This is a genomic window from Rhodococcus sp. PSi06 (assembly GCF_054960675.1).
Map to the genome: position 1 here is coordinate 96,176 of NZ_JBHNYO010000008.1, position 16,506 is coordinate 112,681.

The window sequence follows — 16,506 nt, forward strand, 5'->3', positions numbered from 1 at the left end:
GGGGTGTTGGTTTCAAACTCGTCCAAGTGACCGTCGACTGTCAACAGCATTGAGTGTGACCCAATGCACTGTCACTGTCAACAGTCGACCGGCGACGGTTGACTGTTGAGCAGCATCGTGCCTACTGTGGTCCGCATCACGACGACAGGACGGAGGGCGCTGATGTTCGATTCACGCCTGGGTTGCTCGACGATCTCGTTTCGACACCTGCCACTGCGCCATGCGCTCGGCGTCATTGCCGAGCTCGGTTTCACGGAAATCGACCTGGGTTCGCTTCCGGGGGTGTGCGACCACGTGCCCCTCGAACTGGACGAACACGGCGTTCGCGACGTGACCGACGCAGTGCGGGCCGCGGGACTCACTGTCCGTTCGATCAACTGCGACGTCGGAGACTTGAACGATCCGACCACCGACCTGACGGCATCGAGTCATCTCGGCCACTTGCTGGACCTGGCCGCCGCGGTGGGGGCGCGTGCTCTCGTACTACCCAACGGTGCCATCGGACATTCACCCATCGAGTCCCTCGAGGCCGATCTCGACCGGGTCGCAGCCAACCTTTCGTACGCATCCATGCGAGCGCGGACACGCGAGGTGTCCGTATGGACCGAGTCGTTGCACGTACTCAGGCTGTGCTGCACTACCGGTCGTGCCGCCGCTCTGGCGGACCGGATCGATCCGGACATCGGCATCGTCATGGACTTCAGTCACATCGTTGCCTCCGGCGGCGACCCGGTGCGGTTCGCGACATCGACGGGACACCGCATTGCCCACATCCATATTCGCGATGCGACCCGCGGCAACGTCCGACTCGGTGGATCCGACGCAATAGACGAGCCGGGCAACATCAACATCAGCGTCGGCCGAGGTGACGTCGATTTCCGCAGCGGCATCGATGCACTACGGACCGCGGGATTCGATGGCCATTACGCCCTCGAACTCGAGACCAGAGACACCACCGACGAACAACGTCCGACGGCAACGGCTGCCGCCGGCCGCCTCATCACCGAACTTCTCCACCACACCGACCAGGAGGCATCATGACAACCACCATCCGGACCGCAGTGATCACCGGAGCCACGTCCGACAAGGGAATCGGCCGCGCCACCGCCGAGCGATACGCCGAGGACGGCTGGGGCGTCGTCATTCTCGATCTCGACGGCGAGAAGTCGGAGAAGGTAGCTGCCGAGATCGCGGCGCAGTACAACATCGCTGCATTCGGCCATGCGATCGACGTCGCAGACGAAGACAGCGTCGACAAGGCTTATGCGGCAACCAAAAAGGAGGTCGACGCAGGTAGCCTGCCGCCGGTCGGTGCCCTCGCGAATATCGCCGGCATCACGTCTCCGGTGCCGTTTCTCGAGACCACGCTCGAGCTGTGGAACAAGGTGTTCGCGGTCAACGCCACCGGAACCTACCTTGTGACCAAGGCGTTCTTGCCGGACATGATCGAGCAGCGATGGGGCCGCATCATCACCATGTCTTCTGTCTCGGCGCAGCGCGGCGGCGGCGTCTTCGGCAAGGTTCCGTATTCCTCCGCCAAAGCAGCTCTGCTCGGCTTCACCAAATCCCTGGCTCGCGAGTTGGAAGACACCGGCGTCACGATCAACGCAGTCACCCCCGGAGCCGTGGACACCAACATTCGAGTCGGCAGCACCGATGAGCAGGAAAAGGCAATCGCTCAGGGTATTCCTCTCGGTCGCACCGCTACCACCAGGGAAGTAGCCTCCGTCATCACGTTCCTGTCGTCCGAGGACGCCGCGTACCTCACCGGCACCACCATCGACATCAACGGTGGAAGCCACATGCACTGACCGAACGAGGGCAGCGGAGAAGAGGTACGAGCGAAGTGGACGTCACGTTGCCGACACCGGTGACCGAACTCTGGGAATGGCAACTGAAGGCGCGGTGCAGAACGATGCCGATCTCCATGTTCTACCCGGAGGCCGGTTTACGTGGTCCGACCCTTCGACACATCGAGGCCGAAGCGAAGGCCGTCTGCCGGCAGTGTCCGGTGATCGAACACTGCCGGTCGCACGCCGAGCGATGCGATGAGCCGTACGGTATCTGGGGCGGATTGACCGAACGCGAAAGAACTACGCGGGCCTGCGGTTGACGATGCGTCGAGCATGGGCCAGCACTGGGGCGTCCACCATCTGGCCGCGGAAGGCAAAGACCCCCCGGTTGTGTTCGACGGCTTCGAGTACGGCTGTGGCCCATTCGATCTCGTCGGGCGTGGGGGCGTAGGCGTCGCGGATGACGGGGATGTGGCTGGGGTGGATGGCCACCTTGCCGTCGAAGCCCACGGCCACGGCGTCGTCGGCCTCGGCGCGAACCCCGTCGAGATCGGGAATGTCGAGGTACACGGAATCGAGCGCGAACACCCCGCGTGCCTTGGCGGCGAGCAAGGTCTGCGATCGAACATGGTGGGCGACATCGCGGTAGCAGCCGTCGCTCAGCCGACTCGAATTCCCGCCCATGGCGGCCACCAGATCCTCGGCACCCCACATGGCACCGATGGCGTTGTCGGCCGCGAGAGCGTCGAACACCGTCATCGCGCCGAGGGGGGACTCGATCAGTGCCACGACATTGAGTGGTGCCAGAGCGCTGATCTGGTCGGCGGACTCACATTTGGGCAGCATGACGGTCGTGTATTCGGTCTGCTGCACAGCGTCGAGGTCGGCGGCCTGGTCTTCGGTACCGTGCGCATTGATGCGGACGATGGTGCGCGATGGGTCCAGGGCGGTCGACACGACGGACTCGCGAGCACCGGCCTTGTCCGCGGCACCGACCGCGTCTTCGAGGTCGAGGATGACCACATCTGCTCGTGCTGCGGCCTTTTCGTAGCGCTCGGGACGGTCTGCCGGGCAGAACAGCCACGCCGGTCCCGGCGGGACCCAACTCACGACGGGTCCTCCGAAGGGCGCATCCGGACCAGCGTCTTGCGGACAGCGATCGCAACGACGTCACCGTGCTGATTGCGGCCCGTGTGCGTGAACGTCACGATGCCCTCGCCGGGGCGAGACTTGGATTCACGCTTGTCCGAGATCACCGTCTCCGCATACAGGGTGTCGCCGTGGAACAGTGGCTTGGGAAAGGTGACCTCGGAGAAGCCCAGATTGGCCACGATGGTGCCCTGGGTCAGCTGCGCGACCGACAACCCGACGAGGGTGGACACGGTGAACATCGAGTTCACCAGACGCTGCCCGAAAGCTGTTGTCTCACTGTAAGCGGCGTCGAGATGCAGAGCCTGGGTGTTCATCGTCTGCGTGGTGAACAGCGTGTTGTCGGCCTCGGTGATGGTTCGACCGGGTCGGTGTTCGTACACGGTCCCAAGCTCCATCTCCTCGAACCACAGGCCGCGCTGGCGAATGTGCTTGTCCGTCATAGTCCCAGGCTCCGTGCGATCAGCATCAGCTGAACTTCGGTGGTGCCCTCGCCGATTTCGAGGATCTTGCTGTCGCGGTAGTGCCGGGCAACGACGTATTCGTTCATGAAGCCGTAGCCGCCGTGGATCTGTGTCGCGTCGCGGGCGTTGTCCATCGCCGCCTCGGAGGCGACGAGCTTGGCGATGGACGCCGCTTTCTTGAATGGCTTGCCGGCCAACATCAATGCCGCTGCGTCGTAGTACGCCGTCCGCGCGGTGTGGGCGCGGGCTTCCATGCGGGCGATCTTGAACGAGATCGCCTGATTGCGGCCGATCGGTGCACCGAAGGCCTCACGCTCTTTGGCGTACTTGACGCTCTCGTCGACGCAACCCTGCGCGGCACCGACCGACACGGCAGCGATCGCGATGCGACCCTCGTCGAGGATGTGCAGAAAGTTCGCATACCCGCGGCCCTCCTGCCCGAGCAGATTCTCCTGTGGCACGCGCACATCGGTGAAGCTGAGCGGGTGCGTGTCCGACGCATTCCACCCGACCTTGTTGTACGCGGCCTCGGCGACGAACCCGGGGGTGTCGGTGGGCACCAGAATTGAGGAGATCTGCTTGCGTCCGGTGGTCTCGTCGACGCCGGTCACGGCGGTGACGGTGACGAGTTCGGTGATGTCGGTGCCCGAGTTGGTGATGAACTGCTTGCTGCCGTTGATGATCCAGTCGTTGCCGTCGCGCTTGGCGGTGGTCTTGGTGCCGCCCGCGTCACTTCCGGCACCGGGTTCGGTCAGACCGAACGCAGCCAGAGCCTTACCGGCAGTGAGCTTGGGCAGCCACTGCTGCTTCTGCGCATCATTACCGAAGCGGTAGACGGGCATGGCACCGAGCGACACACCGGCCTCGAGTGTCATGGCCACGCTCTGATCGACTTTGCCGAGTTCTTCGAGCGCCAGGCACAGCGCGAAGTAGTCACCGCCCATACCGCCGAACTCCTCGGGGAACGGCAGGCCGAACAGTCCCATCTCGGCCATTCCGGCCACGACCTCGTACGGAAACGAGTGTTCGGCATCGTGTTTGGCCGAGACCGGTGCGACTACCGTGCGGGTGAAGTCGGCAACGGACTTCACCAGTTGCTGATACTCGTCGGGCAGATTCGACGACGACAGATGATCGGTCATGGCTGGTCCTGTTCTGTGTCTATGGGAACGATTCGGGCGAGGATCTGGTCCACGCGGACCTGATCCCCCACGGCAACAGTAAGTTCGACGGTGCCGTCGATGGGTGTGGTGAGGGTGTGTTCCATCTTCATCGCCTCGACGACGACGATGGCAGAGCCTGCCGTGACAGCACTTCCGGTGGTGGTTCCGATCGCGATGATCGAACCCGGCATCGGTGAGAGGATTTCGGCGTTGCCGGAGTGCGCTTCGTTCTCGCGAACACTGGGCTCGGCAATCCGATCGACTCGCCACGTGCCGCGCGAGCTGGAAATCCAGGTGGACGAATCGCTTCGGGCGAACGTCATCGTCTCGCGTCGATCATCGAGCACCAGATTCACGGAATCCTCGGCGGCGGTTGCCCGGAGGGAGCGCGGCACTCCGTCGTCGACGACGACCGTCGCAGCATCGAGTGTCCCGGTGATGGACACGTGAGCTGTGCGACCGCCGGATGCCAGACGGCAGTGGAACGGCGCGTGCGCTCCCACTCGCCATCCCGACGGCGAACCCCAGATGTCCTGTCCGGCCGAGTGCCACACATCGAGCCAGGCGATGGCTGCCGCGGCGATCAGCGACTCGTCGGTTGCCTCGGCGGCTACGAAATCCTCTACCCGGCGGTCCAGCAGTCCGGTATCGAGGTTGCCGGCTCGAACATCGTTGTCGGCGAGCAGGAATCGTGCGAACTCGATGTTGGTGACGACTCCGAGGACCGCGGTGTCGGCCAGTGCGCGGTCCAAGCTACGCAGAGCCGTGCTGCGATCGGGGCCGTAGGCGATCACCTTCGAGAGCATCGGGTCGTAATTGCTGCCCACCTCGGTTCCGACGGCGAGGCCGGAGTCGACGCGGACGCCCGGTCCGGTGGGTTCACGGAGTCCGACGACGGTGCCGCCGGTGGGGAGGAATCCACGGCCGGGGTCCTCGGCATAGACGCGGGCCTCGATGGCGTGGCCGGTCAGCTGGATGTCGTCTTGGCTCAGAGTGAGCGCTTCACCGGCGGCGACGCGCACCTGCCACTCGACGAGATCGAGTCCGGTGACCATCTCGGTGACCGGGTGCTCCACCTGTAGCCGGGTGTTCATCTCCATGAAGAAGAACTCGTCCGGGCTGTCTGCGGAGACGATGAATTCGACCGTGCCCGCCCCGGAGTAGTCGACGCTGCGGGCGGTGTTGCACGCGGCCTCGCCGATGCGTGACCGGGTTGCTTCGTCCAGCAAGGGCGACGGCGCCTCTTCGATGACCTTCTGATGGCGTCGCTGCAGGCTGCATTCGCGTTCGCCGAGATGGATGACGTTGCCGTGACCGTCGGCGAGGATCTGCACCTCGATGTGCCGCGGCCGCAACACGAATCGCTCGAGAAAGAGGGTGTCGTCACCGAACGAGGACGCTGCCTCTCGGCGAGCGCTGGCCAATGCCGCGGGAAGATCCTCGGCGCGCTCCACCAGGCGCATGCCCTTACCGCCGCCGCCTGCGGACGGCTTGACCAAGACGGGGAAGCCGACGTCGGGCGCGCCGGCGATGAGGTCGTCGTCGGTCAGACCCGGTCGGGAGATGCCGGGTACGACGGGGACGCCGAAGGCGCTGACGGCAGCCTTCGCGGCGATCTTGTCGCCCATCACTTCGATGGCTTTGGCCGGTGGCCCGAGGAACGCGATTCCGGCTGCAGCACAGGCGGTTGCGAATTCCGAGTTCTCGGACAGGAAGCCGTAGCCGGGATGAATTCCCTGTGCCCCGGTGGCTTTCGCGGCCGCGATCACCTTGCCGATGTCGAGGTAGCTCTCCCGTGCGCTGGCGGGGCCGAGTCGTACGGCAGTATCGGCTTCGTGGACGTGCCGCGCGTCGGCGTCCGCATCGCTGTAGACGGCGACGGTGCGAATCCCCATGCGACGCAGCGTGCGTGCCACTCGGACGGCGATCTCGCCGCGGTTGGCGATCAGAATGGTGTCGATCATCGTGGTCATGCCTTTCACATCCTGAAAACGCCGTAGGAGACCGGTTCGAGCGGTGCATTGGCACACGCCGAGAGGGCCAGTCCGAGTACCTGCCGGGTGTCGGCAGGGTCGATGATGCCGTCGTCCCAGAGCCGGGCCGTCGAGTAGTAGGGGTTGCCCTGGCTTTCGTACTGGTCACGAATCGGCGCTTTGAACGCCTCCTGGTCTTCCTCGCCCCACGGTTTACCCGACGCGTCCAGTTGGTCACCTCGCACTGTGGCGAGCACCGATGCGGCCTGCTCACCGCCCATCACCGAGATGCGCGCGTTGGGCCACATGAACAGGAAGCGGGGCGAATAGGCTCGGCCGCACATGGAGTAGTTGCCGGCACCGTACGAGCCGCCGATGACGACCGTGATCTTGGGGACGCGGGCGCAGGCCACTGCCGTCACCATCTTCGCACCGTGTTTGGCGATACCGCCTGCCTCGTAGTCGCGGCCGACCATGAAGCCGGTGATGTTCTGCAGGAACACGAGTGGGATGCTGCGCTTGTCGCACAGTTCGATGAAATGTGCGCCCTTCATGGCAGATTCGGCGAACAGGACGCCGTTGTTGGCGATGATTCCGACGGGATGGCCGTGGAGGTGGGCGAATCCGGTGACGAGGGTCTTGCCGTATTCGGCTTTGAACTCGTCGAACTCGCCTGCGTCGACCACTCGGGAGATCACCTCGCGCACGTCGTACGGGGTGCGCGGATCGGTGGGGACCACGTCGTAGATCTCGCTCTGATCGGCGACGGGCTCACGGGTGGTGATCACGTCCCATGGCCGCGGGGTGCGGGGTCCGAGGGTGGAGACGATGCGGCGCACGCGTTGCAGTGCGTCTCGATCGTCGTCGGCGAGATGGTCGGTGACGCCGGAGATCTTCGAGTGCAGATCGCCGCCGCCGAGTTCTTCGGCGGTGACGACCTCGCCGGTCGCGGCCTTCACCAGTGGCGGGCCGCCGAGGAAGATCGTGCCCTGGTTCTTGACGATGATCGCTTCGTCGCTCATTGCCGGCACGTAGGCACCGCCCGCGGTGCAGGAGCCCATGACAGCAGCGATCTGCGCAATTCCTTTGGCGCTCATGGTCGCCTGATTGAAGAAGATGCGTCCGAAGTGGTCGCGATCAGGAAACACCTCGTCCTGACGCGGCAGGAATGCGCCGCCGGAGTCGACGAGGTAGATGCACGGGAGGGTGTTCTGCAGGGCGATTTCCTGAGCGCGCAGATGCTTCTTCACCGTCATCGGATAGTAGGTGCCACCCTTGACGGTCGCGTCGTTGGCGATGATCACGCACTCGCGTCCGGAGACTCGGCCGATGCCGGCGATGACACCGGCACCGGGGCACTCGTCGTCGTACAGACCGTTGGCGGCCAGCGGGGCGATCTCGAGGAAGGGACTGCCGGGGTCCAGGAGCTCGTCGACGCGATCGCGGGGGAGCAGTTTGCCGCGGGCGATGTGCCGTTCCCGAGACTTCTCGTTGCCGCCGAGGGCTGCGGCGGCGAGCCGTTCGGAGAGTTCGCTGGTGAGAAGCTGATGATCTGCGCGGTTGGCAGCGGTATCGATCGCCATGAGGTGCACGCCTTCGAGGGTTGGACGTCGGTGTCGCAAGAGTTCAGTTAATGGTTGATAACTGACATGATAGTAAACTACGATTAACTGAGTGTCTAGAGGCGAGGGGGTGCAGAAGTTGGATAAGCCGACGACGGTGCGCGAGCAACGCAAGGCCGAGCGCCGCCAGCAGTTGCTCGACGCCGCGGCATCGCTGTTCGCCGATCGCGGATTCACCTCCGTGCGGCTCGAGGATCTGGGTGCGGCAGTGGGCATCAGTGGTCCCGCTGTCTACCGCCACTTCCCGAACAAGGAGGCGGTGCTCGTCGAATTGATGGTCGGAATCTCGGAGTATCTGCTCGACGGCGGCCGCACGGTGGTCGGCCGGGCAGACATGAACGCCGAGACCGTCTGCGCCCTGGTCGACTTCCATCTCGACTTCGCCTTCGAGACACCGGCATTCATTCGCATTCAGGATCGCGACCTGCAGAGCCTCCCCGAGGGAGCGCGACGCAAGGTGCGCCGCATGCAGCGCGAGTACGTCGAATTGTGGGTGCAGGTGCTGTGTGCCGTCGACTCGGAGTTGAACGAATCCGATGCGCGCACCACCGCGCACGCGGTCTTCGGACTCATCAACTCCACGCCCTACAGCGCGGGACGCAGTCCGTCACGAAACGCTCGACCGGTGTTGCGGGCGATGGCATTGGCGGCACTGGGCGTATCGCACTGAGCTGAGCGCCCACAATTCGTCCGTATAAGCGGGATCCCGCCTTCAGATACGAATAGTGGGCGCTGAGGTCACCTCTGTTCGAGTCGGCATACCCGCCCGAATCGGCGACAATGATCGACATGACGACCCAACTTTCGCGTGCCGAGCTCGGCAGACGGCAGAGTCGATTCACTCGCGACGAGGTTCCGCGACTGCTGGCGATGGCCGGTTTCATCGCCGCGCTGCACGTGATCGGCTGGGGATTGTTCACCCACTACGACTCCATTCCGAGTATTCACGGCCTCACCGGAACCGACGGCACCCTCGTCTACGCCGGAGCGGGCGTGCTCGCGTACACGCTCGGGCTGCGGCACGCGTTCGACGCCGATCACATCGCCGCCATCGACGACACCACCCGTTTCCTCCTGCAGAAGGGCAAGCGGCCGTTGGCCGTCGGGCTGTTCTTCTCGCTCGGGCACTCGACCGTCGTGTTCGTGTTCGTCGCAGCGATCGCCTTCGTTGCCTCGCAGGCGACTGCGTTTCAGGACGCCTTCGCCGGCGTCGGCGGCATTATCGGCACGGCCGTCTCGGGTGCTTTCCTGTATCTCATCGCCGCGCTGAACATCGCGGTTCTCGCCGGCATCGTCGGGGTCTGGCGGCGCGCGAGACGGGGTGAGTTCACCGAGGCGGGGCTCGACGAGCTGCTGGCCAAGCGCGGCCTGATGAATCGGTTGTTCCGGGGCCGCTACGACAAGATGATCAACCACTCGTGGCAGATGTATCCGCTCGGCCTGTTGTTCGGGCTCGGTTTCGATACCGCCACTCAGGTCGGTCTGCTCGCGATCGCCGGCACTACCGCTATCGCCGGCGGGCTCCCGCCGATGGCGATCATCGCGCTGCCGGTGCTGTTCGCCGCGGGCATGACCACGATGGACACCATCGACGGCATTTTCATGTCCAAGGCATACGGCTGGGCGTTCGTCACGCCCGTCCGCAAGATCTACTACAACATGACGATGACGGGTCTGTCGGTGTTCGTCGCGCTGGTGATCGGCACGGTGCAGCTGTTGACCCTGCTCGCCGAGCAGTTCGAGCTGACCGGTGGCCTGTGGGACGCGCTGGCCGTCGTAGATCTGGGCCTCGCCGGCCAACTCGTCGTCGGCACGTTCTTCGTTGTCTGGATCGGCGCCGTCGTGTATTACAAGGTGGCGCGCATCGACGAACGCGGTGCACCCGGACACTCGAATGCAACGGAGACCCAGTGATCGCTCGTCGTCGGATCGGTGCCCTCACAGTCGTCGCAGCGCTCGCCGTCGGTAGCGTGAGTTCGACGCTGCTCGCGGCTCCGGCCGCCGCGGCACCGACCATCACGCAGGAGATCGGCGACGTCGTCTCCAGTCGGGCTCTTGCGCAGGAGTTCTGGATCCCCGGCTCGTCCTCGGCCGAGGTGCTCACCTACGTCACCACCGACACGTTCGGCGAGAAAGCGCTCAGCACCGGCACCGTTTTCCTCCCCCAGGGCACGCCGCCCGCGGGCGGTTGGCCCGTGATCTCGTGGGCCCACGGCACCTCCGGACTGGGTGACTCGTGTGCACCGTCCGTCGCGGGACCGGCGTTGGCCGAACGAGATCTGCCGTACCTGGGCAATTGGCTCGCGCAGGGATACGCAGTGGTGGCAAGTGATTACGCCGGCCTCGGCACTCCCGGATTGCAGGCATATCTGGACGGGCGGACCACGGCGCACAACGTCGTGGACATGGTCAAAGCCGGCCGTAACTACAGCGATCGACTGTCACGCTCCTGGGTGACCGTCGGACAATCGCAGGGCGGCGGCGCAGCGATCTACACCGCGCGCTACGCCACCGAATTCGGCGGCGCGGACTTGGACTATCGAGGTGCCGTGGGTACGGGGACCCCGGCGTACATCGAGAAGCTCGTCTCGATCGGCGGTCCGGGTATGCCGCCGGTCGCACTGCCTGCCGGTCTGACCGCGTACGTCGCGTATATCGTTGCCGGTGTTCGTTATTCGCATCCGGAGCTGGGCCTGGACGCAATCCTGACTCCCGTCGGAAAGAAGTACGCGACTCTGGCCGAGACCGCGTGTGTCGCAGACCTCGAGGAGCAACTCGACGGCGTGAAGATCGGTGATTTCTTCACCGCGCCGTTGACGAGCCTGCCCAACTTCACAGCAGTGCTCGACGATTACATGGCGATGCCGGAAAGCGGTTTCGACAAGCCGTTCTTTATGGGTAACGGGCTGCGGGACACCGACGTTCCGTTCCCCACCACCGCCGCGTACGTCGCCAGGCTCACCGTGAACGGTCAACCCGTGACGTTCCGGACGTACGACGCCGATCACAGCGGTGCGCTCGTGCAATCGCAGGCCGACACGATCCCGTTCGTCGCTGGGCTGTTCCGCTAGGACACAGGCCGCTTGCTGGGCAGTCCGTACGCCCGGGCGGTGAATTTCTCGAGCACCGTGCGCGGTAGCAATCGTTGGGCGAGAAACACAGCAGGCGCGTTGCTGCCGACAGCGTAGATCGGAAGGGTTTTCTTGTCCTCGACGGCCCTCAACACGGTCTTCGCGACAGTTTCGGCCGAAATGCCCTCGGCCTCTTTCGCGTCGAGCCGTGCGATCACCGTGGTGAAATCGCGCAGATACGGCGAATGCGGCCCACAGTATTTGGTCCGGCGAGCCGACAGCCCGGTCGCGATCGAGCCGGGTTCGACTGTGGTGATGTCGATTCCGTACGGTTCGAGCTCCAACCGCGCCGCGGTGGCGAACCCCTTGATCGCAGCCTTGGTTGCGGCGTACGAGGATCGGTACGCCAAGGGGAAGCTGGCGAGCATCGACCCGATGTTGATTATTCTGCCGCGTCCACGCTCACGCATGGCCGGTAGTACGGCCTGGGTCAGCTCGATCGCGCCGAAGACGTTGAGCTGGAACAGCCGGGTGATCGCTTCGATGGGGAGCTCTTCGATCGGCCCGCATTGGCTTTCGCCGGCGTTGTTGATCAGGACATCGACCTCCACGTCGGCCAGTCCGTCGACGAACGCGTGAATGGACGCCGGATCCGTCAGGTCGAGATCGCGGTAGTCGACACCTGGAATGGGGGCGACTACGGCCGAGCTGTTGCGACTCGTCCCGATGACGGTGAAACCTCGGGCGATGAGTATTTCGGCGATGGCCTCGCCGATTCCCGACGTCGCTCCGGTGACGATTGCAGTATTCATCTACGCCTCTTCGTTGCAGTGTTTCTGATCTTCGGAGCGGTGACCGGAGCCGTAGCTGTCGGTCGGTCGGCACGCCGGAGCGTCGTGCTCGGTACTCGGGTGTGCAGGGCCGGCACCGACTTGCCCGACGCCATGACGGTGCGGTCCGGTCGCACGATCGCGGCGACCGCTCGACCGCGCCGCAGCCACCGGCCGAGGTCGGAGGAGGCTGCGACCTCGACGACGACGGCACCGCGGCGATCGACCTCGCGCCGCTGCTCGACGGTCAACGGGGTGATGGAGAGGAACATGAACTGTCCCGGCCCGACACTGTCGAGTCGAGTTCCAGTGTCCAGAACACTGTTCGGACACAGTGCGCCGACGATCGAACCGGCCTGAGCGATGGGTCGCTGGACGAAATCGGTACGAGTGAGCGGGGGAGTGGCACTGTCGGACACCTTCGATCCGACCAGCGGGAGACGGCCGAGAGCCGGCGCGATGTTGGTGCGCATGATGCCGGTCAGCCGACTGCCGCCGGTCATTGCCCAGCCCATTGCCACGGCCATCCGAATCATGGCTTTGGCGTGAGTCTTTCGCTCGATTTCATAGCTGTCGAGCGCGGTATCGGAGACATGGCCGTCGAGCGCGCCCACGATCTTCCACACGAGATTGCGGGCGTCGCGCAAGCCCGCGCCCATCCCCTGCCCGATGAACGGTGGAGTCAGATGCGCTGCATCGCCGAGGACGAACACACGTCTGTCTCTCCAGCGACCGGCAACCTGAGCTCGAAACGTGTACTCGGCGCTGCGAATCAAGTCCAGGGTGGGGTCACCGGCAGAGTGCAACCACGGTGAGATCAGGGGCCGGACCGCCTCGAGGTCCTCGAACTGGTCGAGAGTCTCGTCGTCGAGCATGCGAAACTCCCAGCGGTAGCGAGTGGAGCCTATCCGCATGTACGTGGCGGATCGTTCCGAGTCGCATACCTGATGGACGCCGTCCCACTGATCGAGGTCTGCGTCGGTGGCGATATCGATCACCAACCACCGTTGCGCGAAACCGAGGTCCTCCATCTTCGATCCGATGGATCGGCGCACGATGCTGTTGGCACCGTCGCACCCCAATACGTAGTCCGCGGTCACCCAGTGTGGGGTGCCGTTCTCGGTCGATGTAAACGACACCCGCACCGAATCTTTCAGGTTCTGCACGTCGGTGATCTCGCAGCCGCCGCGCATCTCGATCGTGTCGTATCGGGCGATGTGTGTGCGCATGAGGCGCTCGAGGTCCGGCTGATCGAACATGTTCGCCTGAGGATAGCCGTGCGGTCTGTCGTCGGGATCACGCTCGAACTCGGCCAGGGTCCGTAAGTCCTTGGTGCACAGTCGCAGCCCGCGCCCCGGACGTGAGATGGCAGCGAAATCCTCGGCCACACCGATGTCGTGGAGGATTCGATACACCTCGTCGTCGAGATGCACTGCGCGCGGCTGCGGATAGACGTCGGCCCAGCGATCGAGTACCAGGCAGGAGACGCCGTACTGCGCGAGCAGTAGCGCGGCTGTCATGCCCGACGGTCCGGCTCCGACGATCACCACCGGATGGTGGGTGCCGTCGGACCCGCGTTCGGTCATCGGTAGGAGACCCGGGTGCGCTGCACTCCCAGGTCGAGGACACCGTCGGGAGTAGAGCACGTCAGTTCCAGAACGTCACCGTCCTGCAGGAAGTCGGGATTCTTGGCCTGCTTCTTGAAGAACACCTTCCACTTGAGCGCCGGTGGAATCAAGGAGCCGATCATCTCGACCGGCTTGGCCGGTGCTTTCAACGCCGTACCACCGGGGGTGCCGGTGAGCAACAGATCGCCTGCGTCCAACCGCTGAAACTTGCTCAGCGCCTTCAAGGATTCGACCGGCCGGTAGATCATGTCTGCGACCGTGCTGTCCTGTCGCACAGTACCGTTGACGCGCAGCGTCAGAGTCAGCTCGCCGAACCGGTCGAACTCTCCTGCCTCGAGAAGCAGCAGACGTGGGCCCACCGGGGTGAAGGTGGGATACGACTTACCCTCGTAGAACTGTGTTTTGGGCAGCTGGACATCGCGTGCAGAGACGTCGTTGGTGATGACGAGTCCGGCAACGTACTCGGCCACGTTGGTGGCGTCTATCTTGGTGCCGACTGTCAGCGTCTTGCCGAACACCAGACCGATCTCGATCTCGTAGTCGAGGAGGTTCACATGCGACGGCTTGACGATGTCGTCGGTCGGCCCGCTGATGGAACCCGACGTCTTTCGGAAGAACGTCAGCGGCACCGTGTCGGGGTTCATGCCCGAATCCTTGACGTGCGACACGAAATTGGTCATGTTCGCCACGACGCGGCACGGTGCGGTGACCGGCGATACGAGCGAGAGTGTCTCCACTGCAACGACATCGGTACCCGCCTGTGCTGCCTCCACGGCAGCGCGATCGGCGAGAAGCTCGGCAGTGGTGGTGGCCGACGTGTCGACGCGCGACGCTCCGGCGGCGGTCTCGACCCACCAGGCGTCGGCGGTGCGTAGTACAGCGATGCTCATGAGGAAGCCACTTTCATCAGGCCGCGAAGGCGTTCGGTGTCGAATTCGTTGTCGTTGCGGAGCGAGGAGAAGATCGATTTGAGCTCGTGCAGAGACGCTTTGCCGGGGGCGATACCGAGAAAGTCCTTGGACGCGGGCGGGCCCCACTGTGCGAGGCCCGACGCCGTCATCGGTGCCCAGCCGGGTTCGAGGGAGCTGTCGAACATGTCGCCGTCGCTGAAATGCTCCACCAGGAAACCGTCGGGATCTCGCCAATAGTCGAAGATCTGGCTGCCCTGGATGTGTCGGCCGATACCCCAGGAATGCTTGTACCCGCGCTGGGTGAGGAATTCGCCACCGGCGGCTATGGCGTCGATGTCGGTCACCTGATAGGCGGAGTGCACGTACCGATTCGACGGGCCGAGGGTCATGGCCAGCGTGTGATGATCGGACGGGATGCTGCCGCGATCGCAGCGGATGAAGCTCATCACGGGTCCGCGGTCGCGCTGGCCGTCGTAGTAGAGGAAGTCGCTGACTATCAGTCCCAGGTGATGCAGGTACCAGTTCAGGTTTTCCAGGTAGTCCACCCGCTGCAGCACCACGTGTCCGAGTCGTTGGACTCGAGCCGGTTGATGCGGCGGACGTTGAGTGGCGTTCACCCGGTTGCGGGGATCGCCGAAGTTGTAAGTGTGCGCATCCTGGCCCGGCAGTTCCGGGTGTTCGGTGTATCCGGAGACGACCTGAACGGGCTGGCCGCCCGGATCGGTCAGCGTGACGGCGATACCGCCGAGGGTGTCGGGCAGTCGGTGGACGTGTTGCCCGGTGGCCTCGGCGAGTCGTACGACATCGGCGTCCTCGGCGGCGGCGAACGCTGCACCGACGAAACGCGTTCGCTTACCGCGTCGGATGATCACGCACGGTGAGCCGATGTGAGTGCCTCGAAGGTGGATCTCCTCCGACGTGCGGAGCGAGACGGTGAATCCGAATGCGACGGCGAACGCCTCGGCCTTGGCCAGGTCGGGCTTGCGGAACTCGAGCCAGGCGATGTCGCGCACCTTGATGATCGGGTCGGTGGCTTTTCCGGGATGTTCGCCTGGTAGCGCGCCCTGATCCACATGCATGTTCTTGTGGCCGTCGACGTCGTGTCCCATCAGCCCTCCTCGTTGTTGACACTATCGTCACCTATGACTACTAAGTCAGTCAAGGGTATTGACAAATTCGTCAGCGGTGAGGAAAGGTCAGCAGGCAGACCAGCGTAGACAGGGGTGGGGAACATGGTGGAGACCCAGAATCGCCTGGAGCGGCGGAAGGCGCGCACTCGTGGCGCGCTGATCACCGCCGCGCAAGGCTTCATCGCGCGCGGCGAGCTCAATGCTCCGATTGCGGAAATCACCCAGGCAGCCGACGTGGGGATGGGTTCCTTCTACAACCACTTCGTCAGCCGCGAGCAGCTGTTCCAGTCGGCGGTCGACGGCGCTCTGGAATTGCTCGGACGCTACCTGGATTCGCTGACCGAGGCAGATGCAGATCCCTCCGAGGCGTTCACTCGATCGTTCCGTATTGCCGGCCGACTCTTCCGACTGCAACCGGAATTGAGCCGGGTGCTCATTCATTCCGGCCCGGAGTTGATCACCTCGCAGCACGGTCTGGGTCCACGCGCAGCGAGAGACATCATGGCCGGTATCGGTACCGGATATTTCCGAGTCGAGGACATCCAGCTGGCCCTGGCTCTGGTGGCCGGGGCGCTGCTCGGTCTGGGTCAGCTCTTGCTCGAACAACCCGATCGCGACGACGCGGAGGCCGTGGATCGGATGGCATACACGGTTCTGCTCGCGCTGGGTGTGTCCGACGGCGACGCCCAGGATCTGTGCTCGCGGCCGCTGCCGCCGATGAGTGACGTCCCCAGCGTTGGGGACGAACTGGACTAGTACCTACTGGAGTTAG

General features: G+C 64.2%; 16 protein-coding genes. 7 read left to right on the forward strand and 9 right to left on the reverse strand.

Annotated elements, in window-relative coordinates; all coding sequences use genetic code 11:
• Positions 1-162 precede the first annotated feature (162 nt).
• The 3 genes from ACFI9K_RS12260 to ACFI9K_RS12270 are packed head-to-tail and all read left to right on the forward strand — an operon-like array spanning position 163 to position 2,113.
• A complete protein-coding gene (locus ACFI9K_RS12260; RefSeq protein ID WP_462663747.1) occupies positions 163-1,041 on the forward strand; it encodes a sugar phosphate isomerase/epimerase family protein in 879 nt (292 codons plus the stop codon).
• On the forward strand, positions 1,038-1,811 hold the full coding sequence (locus ACFI9K_RS12265; protein ID WP_462663748.1) for an SDR family NAD(P)-dependent oxidoreductase: 774 nt from the start codon (positions 1,038-1,040) through the stop codon (positions 1,809-1,811). Before ACFI9K_RS12260 ends, ACFI9K_RS12265 begins: the two co-directional genes overlap by 4 nt.
• 59 nt (positions 1,812-1,870) lie before the next feature.
• The gene (locus ACFI9K_RS12270) at positions 1,871-2,113 is read left to right on the forward strand and encodes a WhiB family transcriptional regulator (protein WP_462663880.1); all 243 of its coding nucleotides are present in this window, start codon (positions 1,871-1,873) and stop codon (positions 2,111-2,113) included.
• On the opposite strand, the gene ACFI9K_RS12275 is transcribed toward ACFI9K_RS12270, so the two are convergent.
• Genes ACFI9K_RS12275 through ACFI9K_RS12295 form a run of 5 tightly spaced genes read right to left on the reverse strand, consistent with a single transcriptional unit; the run spans position 2,094 to position 8,125 of the window.
• The gene (locus ACFI9K_RS12275) at positions 2,094-2,903 is read right to left on the reverse strand and encodes an HpcH/HpaI aldolase/citrate lyase family protein (RefSeq protein WP_462663749.1); all 810 of its coding nucleotides are present in this window, start codon (positions 2,901-2,903) and stop codon (positions 2,094-2,096) included. The genes ACFI9K_RS12270 and ACFI9K_RS12275 overlap by 20 nt on opposite strands.
• Entirely contained in the window at positions 2,900-3,385 is a 486-nt protein-coding gene (locus tag ACFI9K_RS12280) for a MaoC family dehydratase (RefSeq protein ID WP_462663750.1), read from the reverse strand. Before ACFI9K_RS12280 ends, ACFI9K_RS12275 begins: the two co-directional genes overlap by 4 nt.
• Positions 3,382-4,548, reverse strand: coding sequence for an acyl-CoA dehydrogenase family protein (locus tag ACFI9K_RS12285; RefSeq protein ID WP_462663751.1), 1,167 nt, complete (start codon positions 4,546-4,548; stop codon positions 3,382-3,384). Before ACFI9K_RS12285 ends, ACFI9K_RS12280 begins: the two co-directional genes overlap by 4 nt.
• Complete coding sequence (locus ACFI9K_RS12290; protein WP_462663752.1) at positions 4,545-6,542, reverse strand: acetyl/propionyl/methylcrotonyl-CoA carboxylase subunit alpha; 1,998 nt, start codon at positions 6,540-6,542, stop codon at positions 4,545-4,547. The genes ACFI9K_RS12285 and ACFI9K_RS12290 overlap by 4 nt, the downstream gene beginning before the upstream one ends.
• Positions 6,543-6,547: 5 nt before the next feature.
• Positions 6,548-8,125 (reverse strand): carboxyl transferase domain-containing protein, encoded by a 1,578-nt coding sequence (locus ACFI9K_RS12295; RefSeq protein WP_462663753.1) that lies wholly within the window; start codon positions 8,123-8,125, stop codon positions 6,548-6,550.
• A 91-nt stretch (positions 8,126-8,216) separates the two neighbouring features.
• Here ACFI9K_RS12295 and ACFI9K_RS12300 point away from each other — a divergent pair, with 91 nt between their 5' ends.
• The 3 genes from ACFI9K_RS12300 to ACFI9K_RS12310 all read left to right on the forward strand — a co-directional run bounded on the left by ACFI9K_RS12300 (position 8,217) and on the right by ACFI9K_RS12310 (position 11,235).
• Complete coding sequence (locus ACFI9K_RS12300; protein WP_462663754.1) at positions 8,217-8,834, forward strand: SACE_7040 family transcriptional regulator; 618 nt, start codon at positions 8,217-8,219, stop codon at positions 8,832-8,834.
• A gap of 119 nt (positions 8,835-8,953) precedes the next feature.
• Positions 8,954-10,078 carry a Nickel transporter NicT gene (nicT, locus tag ACFI9K_RS12305; protein WP_462663755.1) on the forward strand — a complete coding sequence of 375 codons (1,125 nt, stop codon included), beginning with the start codon at positions 8,954-8,956 and terminating at the stop codon, positions 10,076-10,078.
• Positions 10,079-10,092: 14 nt separating this feature from the next.
• A complete protein-coding gene (locus ACFI9K_RS12310; protein WP_462663881.1) occupies positions 10,093-11,235 on the forward strand; it encodes an alpha/beta hydrolase family protein in 1,143 nt (380 codons plus the stop codon).
• Here ACFI9K_RS12310 and ACFI9K_RS12315 read toward each other — a convergent pair.
• Genes ACFI9K_RS12315 through ACFI9K_RS12330 form a run of 4 tightly spaced genes read right to left on the reverse strand, consistent with a single transcriptional unit; the run spans position 11,232 to position 15,713 of the window.
• Complete coding sequence (locus ACFI9K_RS12315; RefSeq protein WP_222095426.1) at positions 11,232-12,047, reverse strand: SDR family oxidoreductase; 816 nt, start codon at positions 12,045-12,047, stop codon at positions 11,232-11,234. The two genes, ACFI9K_RS12310 and ACFI9K_RS12315, sit on opposite strands and share 4 nt — an antisense overlap.
• Complete coding sequence (gene mhpA / locus ACFI9K_RS12320; RefSeq protein WP_462663756.1) at positions 12,044-13,651, reverse strand: bifunctional 3-(3-hydroxy-phenyl)propionate/3-hydroxycinnamic acid hydroxylase MhpA; 1,608 nt, start codon at positions 13,649-13,651, stop codon at positions 12,044-12,046. Before mhpA ends, ACFI9K_RS12315 begins: the two co-directional genes overlap by 4 nt.
• Positions 13,648-14,583, reverse strand: a complete 936-nt coding sequence (locus tag ACFI9K_RS12325) for a fumarylacetoacetate hydrolase family protein (RefSeq protein ID WP_462663758.1) — start codon at positions 14,581-14,583, stop codon at positions 13,648-13,650. Before ACFI9K_RS12325 ends, mhpA begins: the two co-directional genes overlap by 4 nt.
• A complete protein-coding gene (locus tag ACFI9K_RS12330) occupies positions 14,580-15,713 on the reverse strand; it encodes a VOC family protein (RefSeq protein WP_462663759.1) in 1,134 nt (377 codons plus the stop codon). Before ACFI9K_RS12330 ends, ACFI9K_RS12325 begins: the two co-directional genes overlap by 4 nt.
• Positions 15,714-15,836: 123 nt before the next feature.
• On the opposite strand from ACFI9K_RS12330, the gene ACFI9K_RS12335 reads away from it, so the two are divergent.
• Positions 15,837-16,490: a TetR/AcrR family transcriptional regulator gene (locus ACFI9K_RS12335; RefSeq protein WP_462663760.1), complete on the forward strand. Its 654-nt coding sequence runs from the start codon at positions 15,837-15,839 to the stop codon at positions 16,488-16,490.
• Positions 16,491-16,506: the final 16 nt, after the last annotated feature.

Bases quoted from the DNA above. Each gene is read 5' to 3' on its own strand.
- ACFI9K_RS12260 (WP_462663747.1), top strand. From the start codon at position 163: ATGTTCGATTCACGCCTGGGTTGCTCGACGATCTCGTTTCGACACCTG.
- ACFI9K_RS12265 (WP_462663748.1), top strand. From the start codon at position 1,038: ATGACAACCACCATCCGGACCGCAGTGATCACCGGAGCCACGTCCGAC.
- ACFI9K_RS12280 (WP_462663750.1), bottom strand. From the start codon at position 3,385: ATGACGGACAAGCACATTCGCCAGCGCGGCCTGTGGTTCGAGGAGATG.
- ACFI9K_RS12285 (WP_462663751.1), bottom strand. From the start codon at position 4,548: ATGACCGATCATCTGTCGTCGTCGAATCTGCCCGACGAGTATCAGCAA.
- ACFI9K_RS12290 (WP_462663752.1), bottom strand. From the start codon at position 6,542: ATGACCACGATGATCGACACCATTCTGATCGCCAACCGCGGCGAGATC.
- ACFI9K_RS12295 (WP_462663753.1), bottom strand. From the start codon at position 8,125: ATGGCGATCGATACCGCTGCCAACCGCGCAGATCATCAGCTTCTCACC.
- nicT (WP_462663755.1), top strand. From the start codon at position 8,954: ATGACGACCCAACTTTCGCGTGCCGAGCTCGGCAGACGGCAGAGTCGA.
- ACFI9K_RS12315 (WP_222095426.1), bottom strand. From the start codon at position 12,047: ATGAATACTGCAATCGTCACCGGAGCGACGTCGGGAATCGGCGAGGCC.
- mhpA (WP_462663756.1), bottom strand. From the start codon at position 13,651: ATGACCGAACGCGGGTCCGACGGCACCCACCATCCGGTGGTGATCGTC.
- ACFI9K_RS12325 (WP_462663758.1), bottom strand. From the start codon at position 14,583: ATGAGCATCGCTGTACTACGCACCGCCGACGCCTGGTGGGTCGAGACC.
- ACFI9K_RS12330 (WP_462663759.1), bottom strand. From the start codon at position 15,713: ATGGGACACGACGTCGACGGCCACAAGAACATGCATGTGGATCAGGGC.
- ACFI9K_RS12335 (WP_462663760.1), top strand. From the start codon at position 15,837: ATGGTGGAGACCCAGAATCGCCTGGAGCGGCGGAAGGCGCGCACTCGT.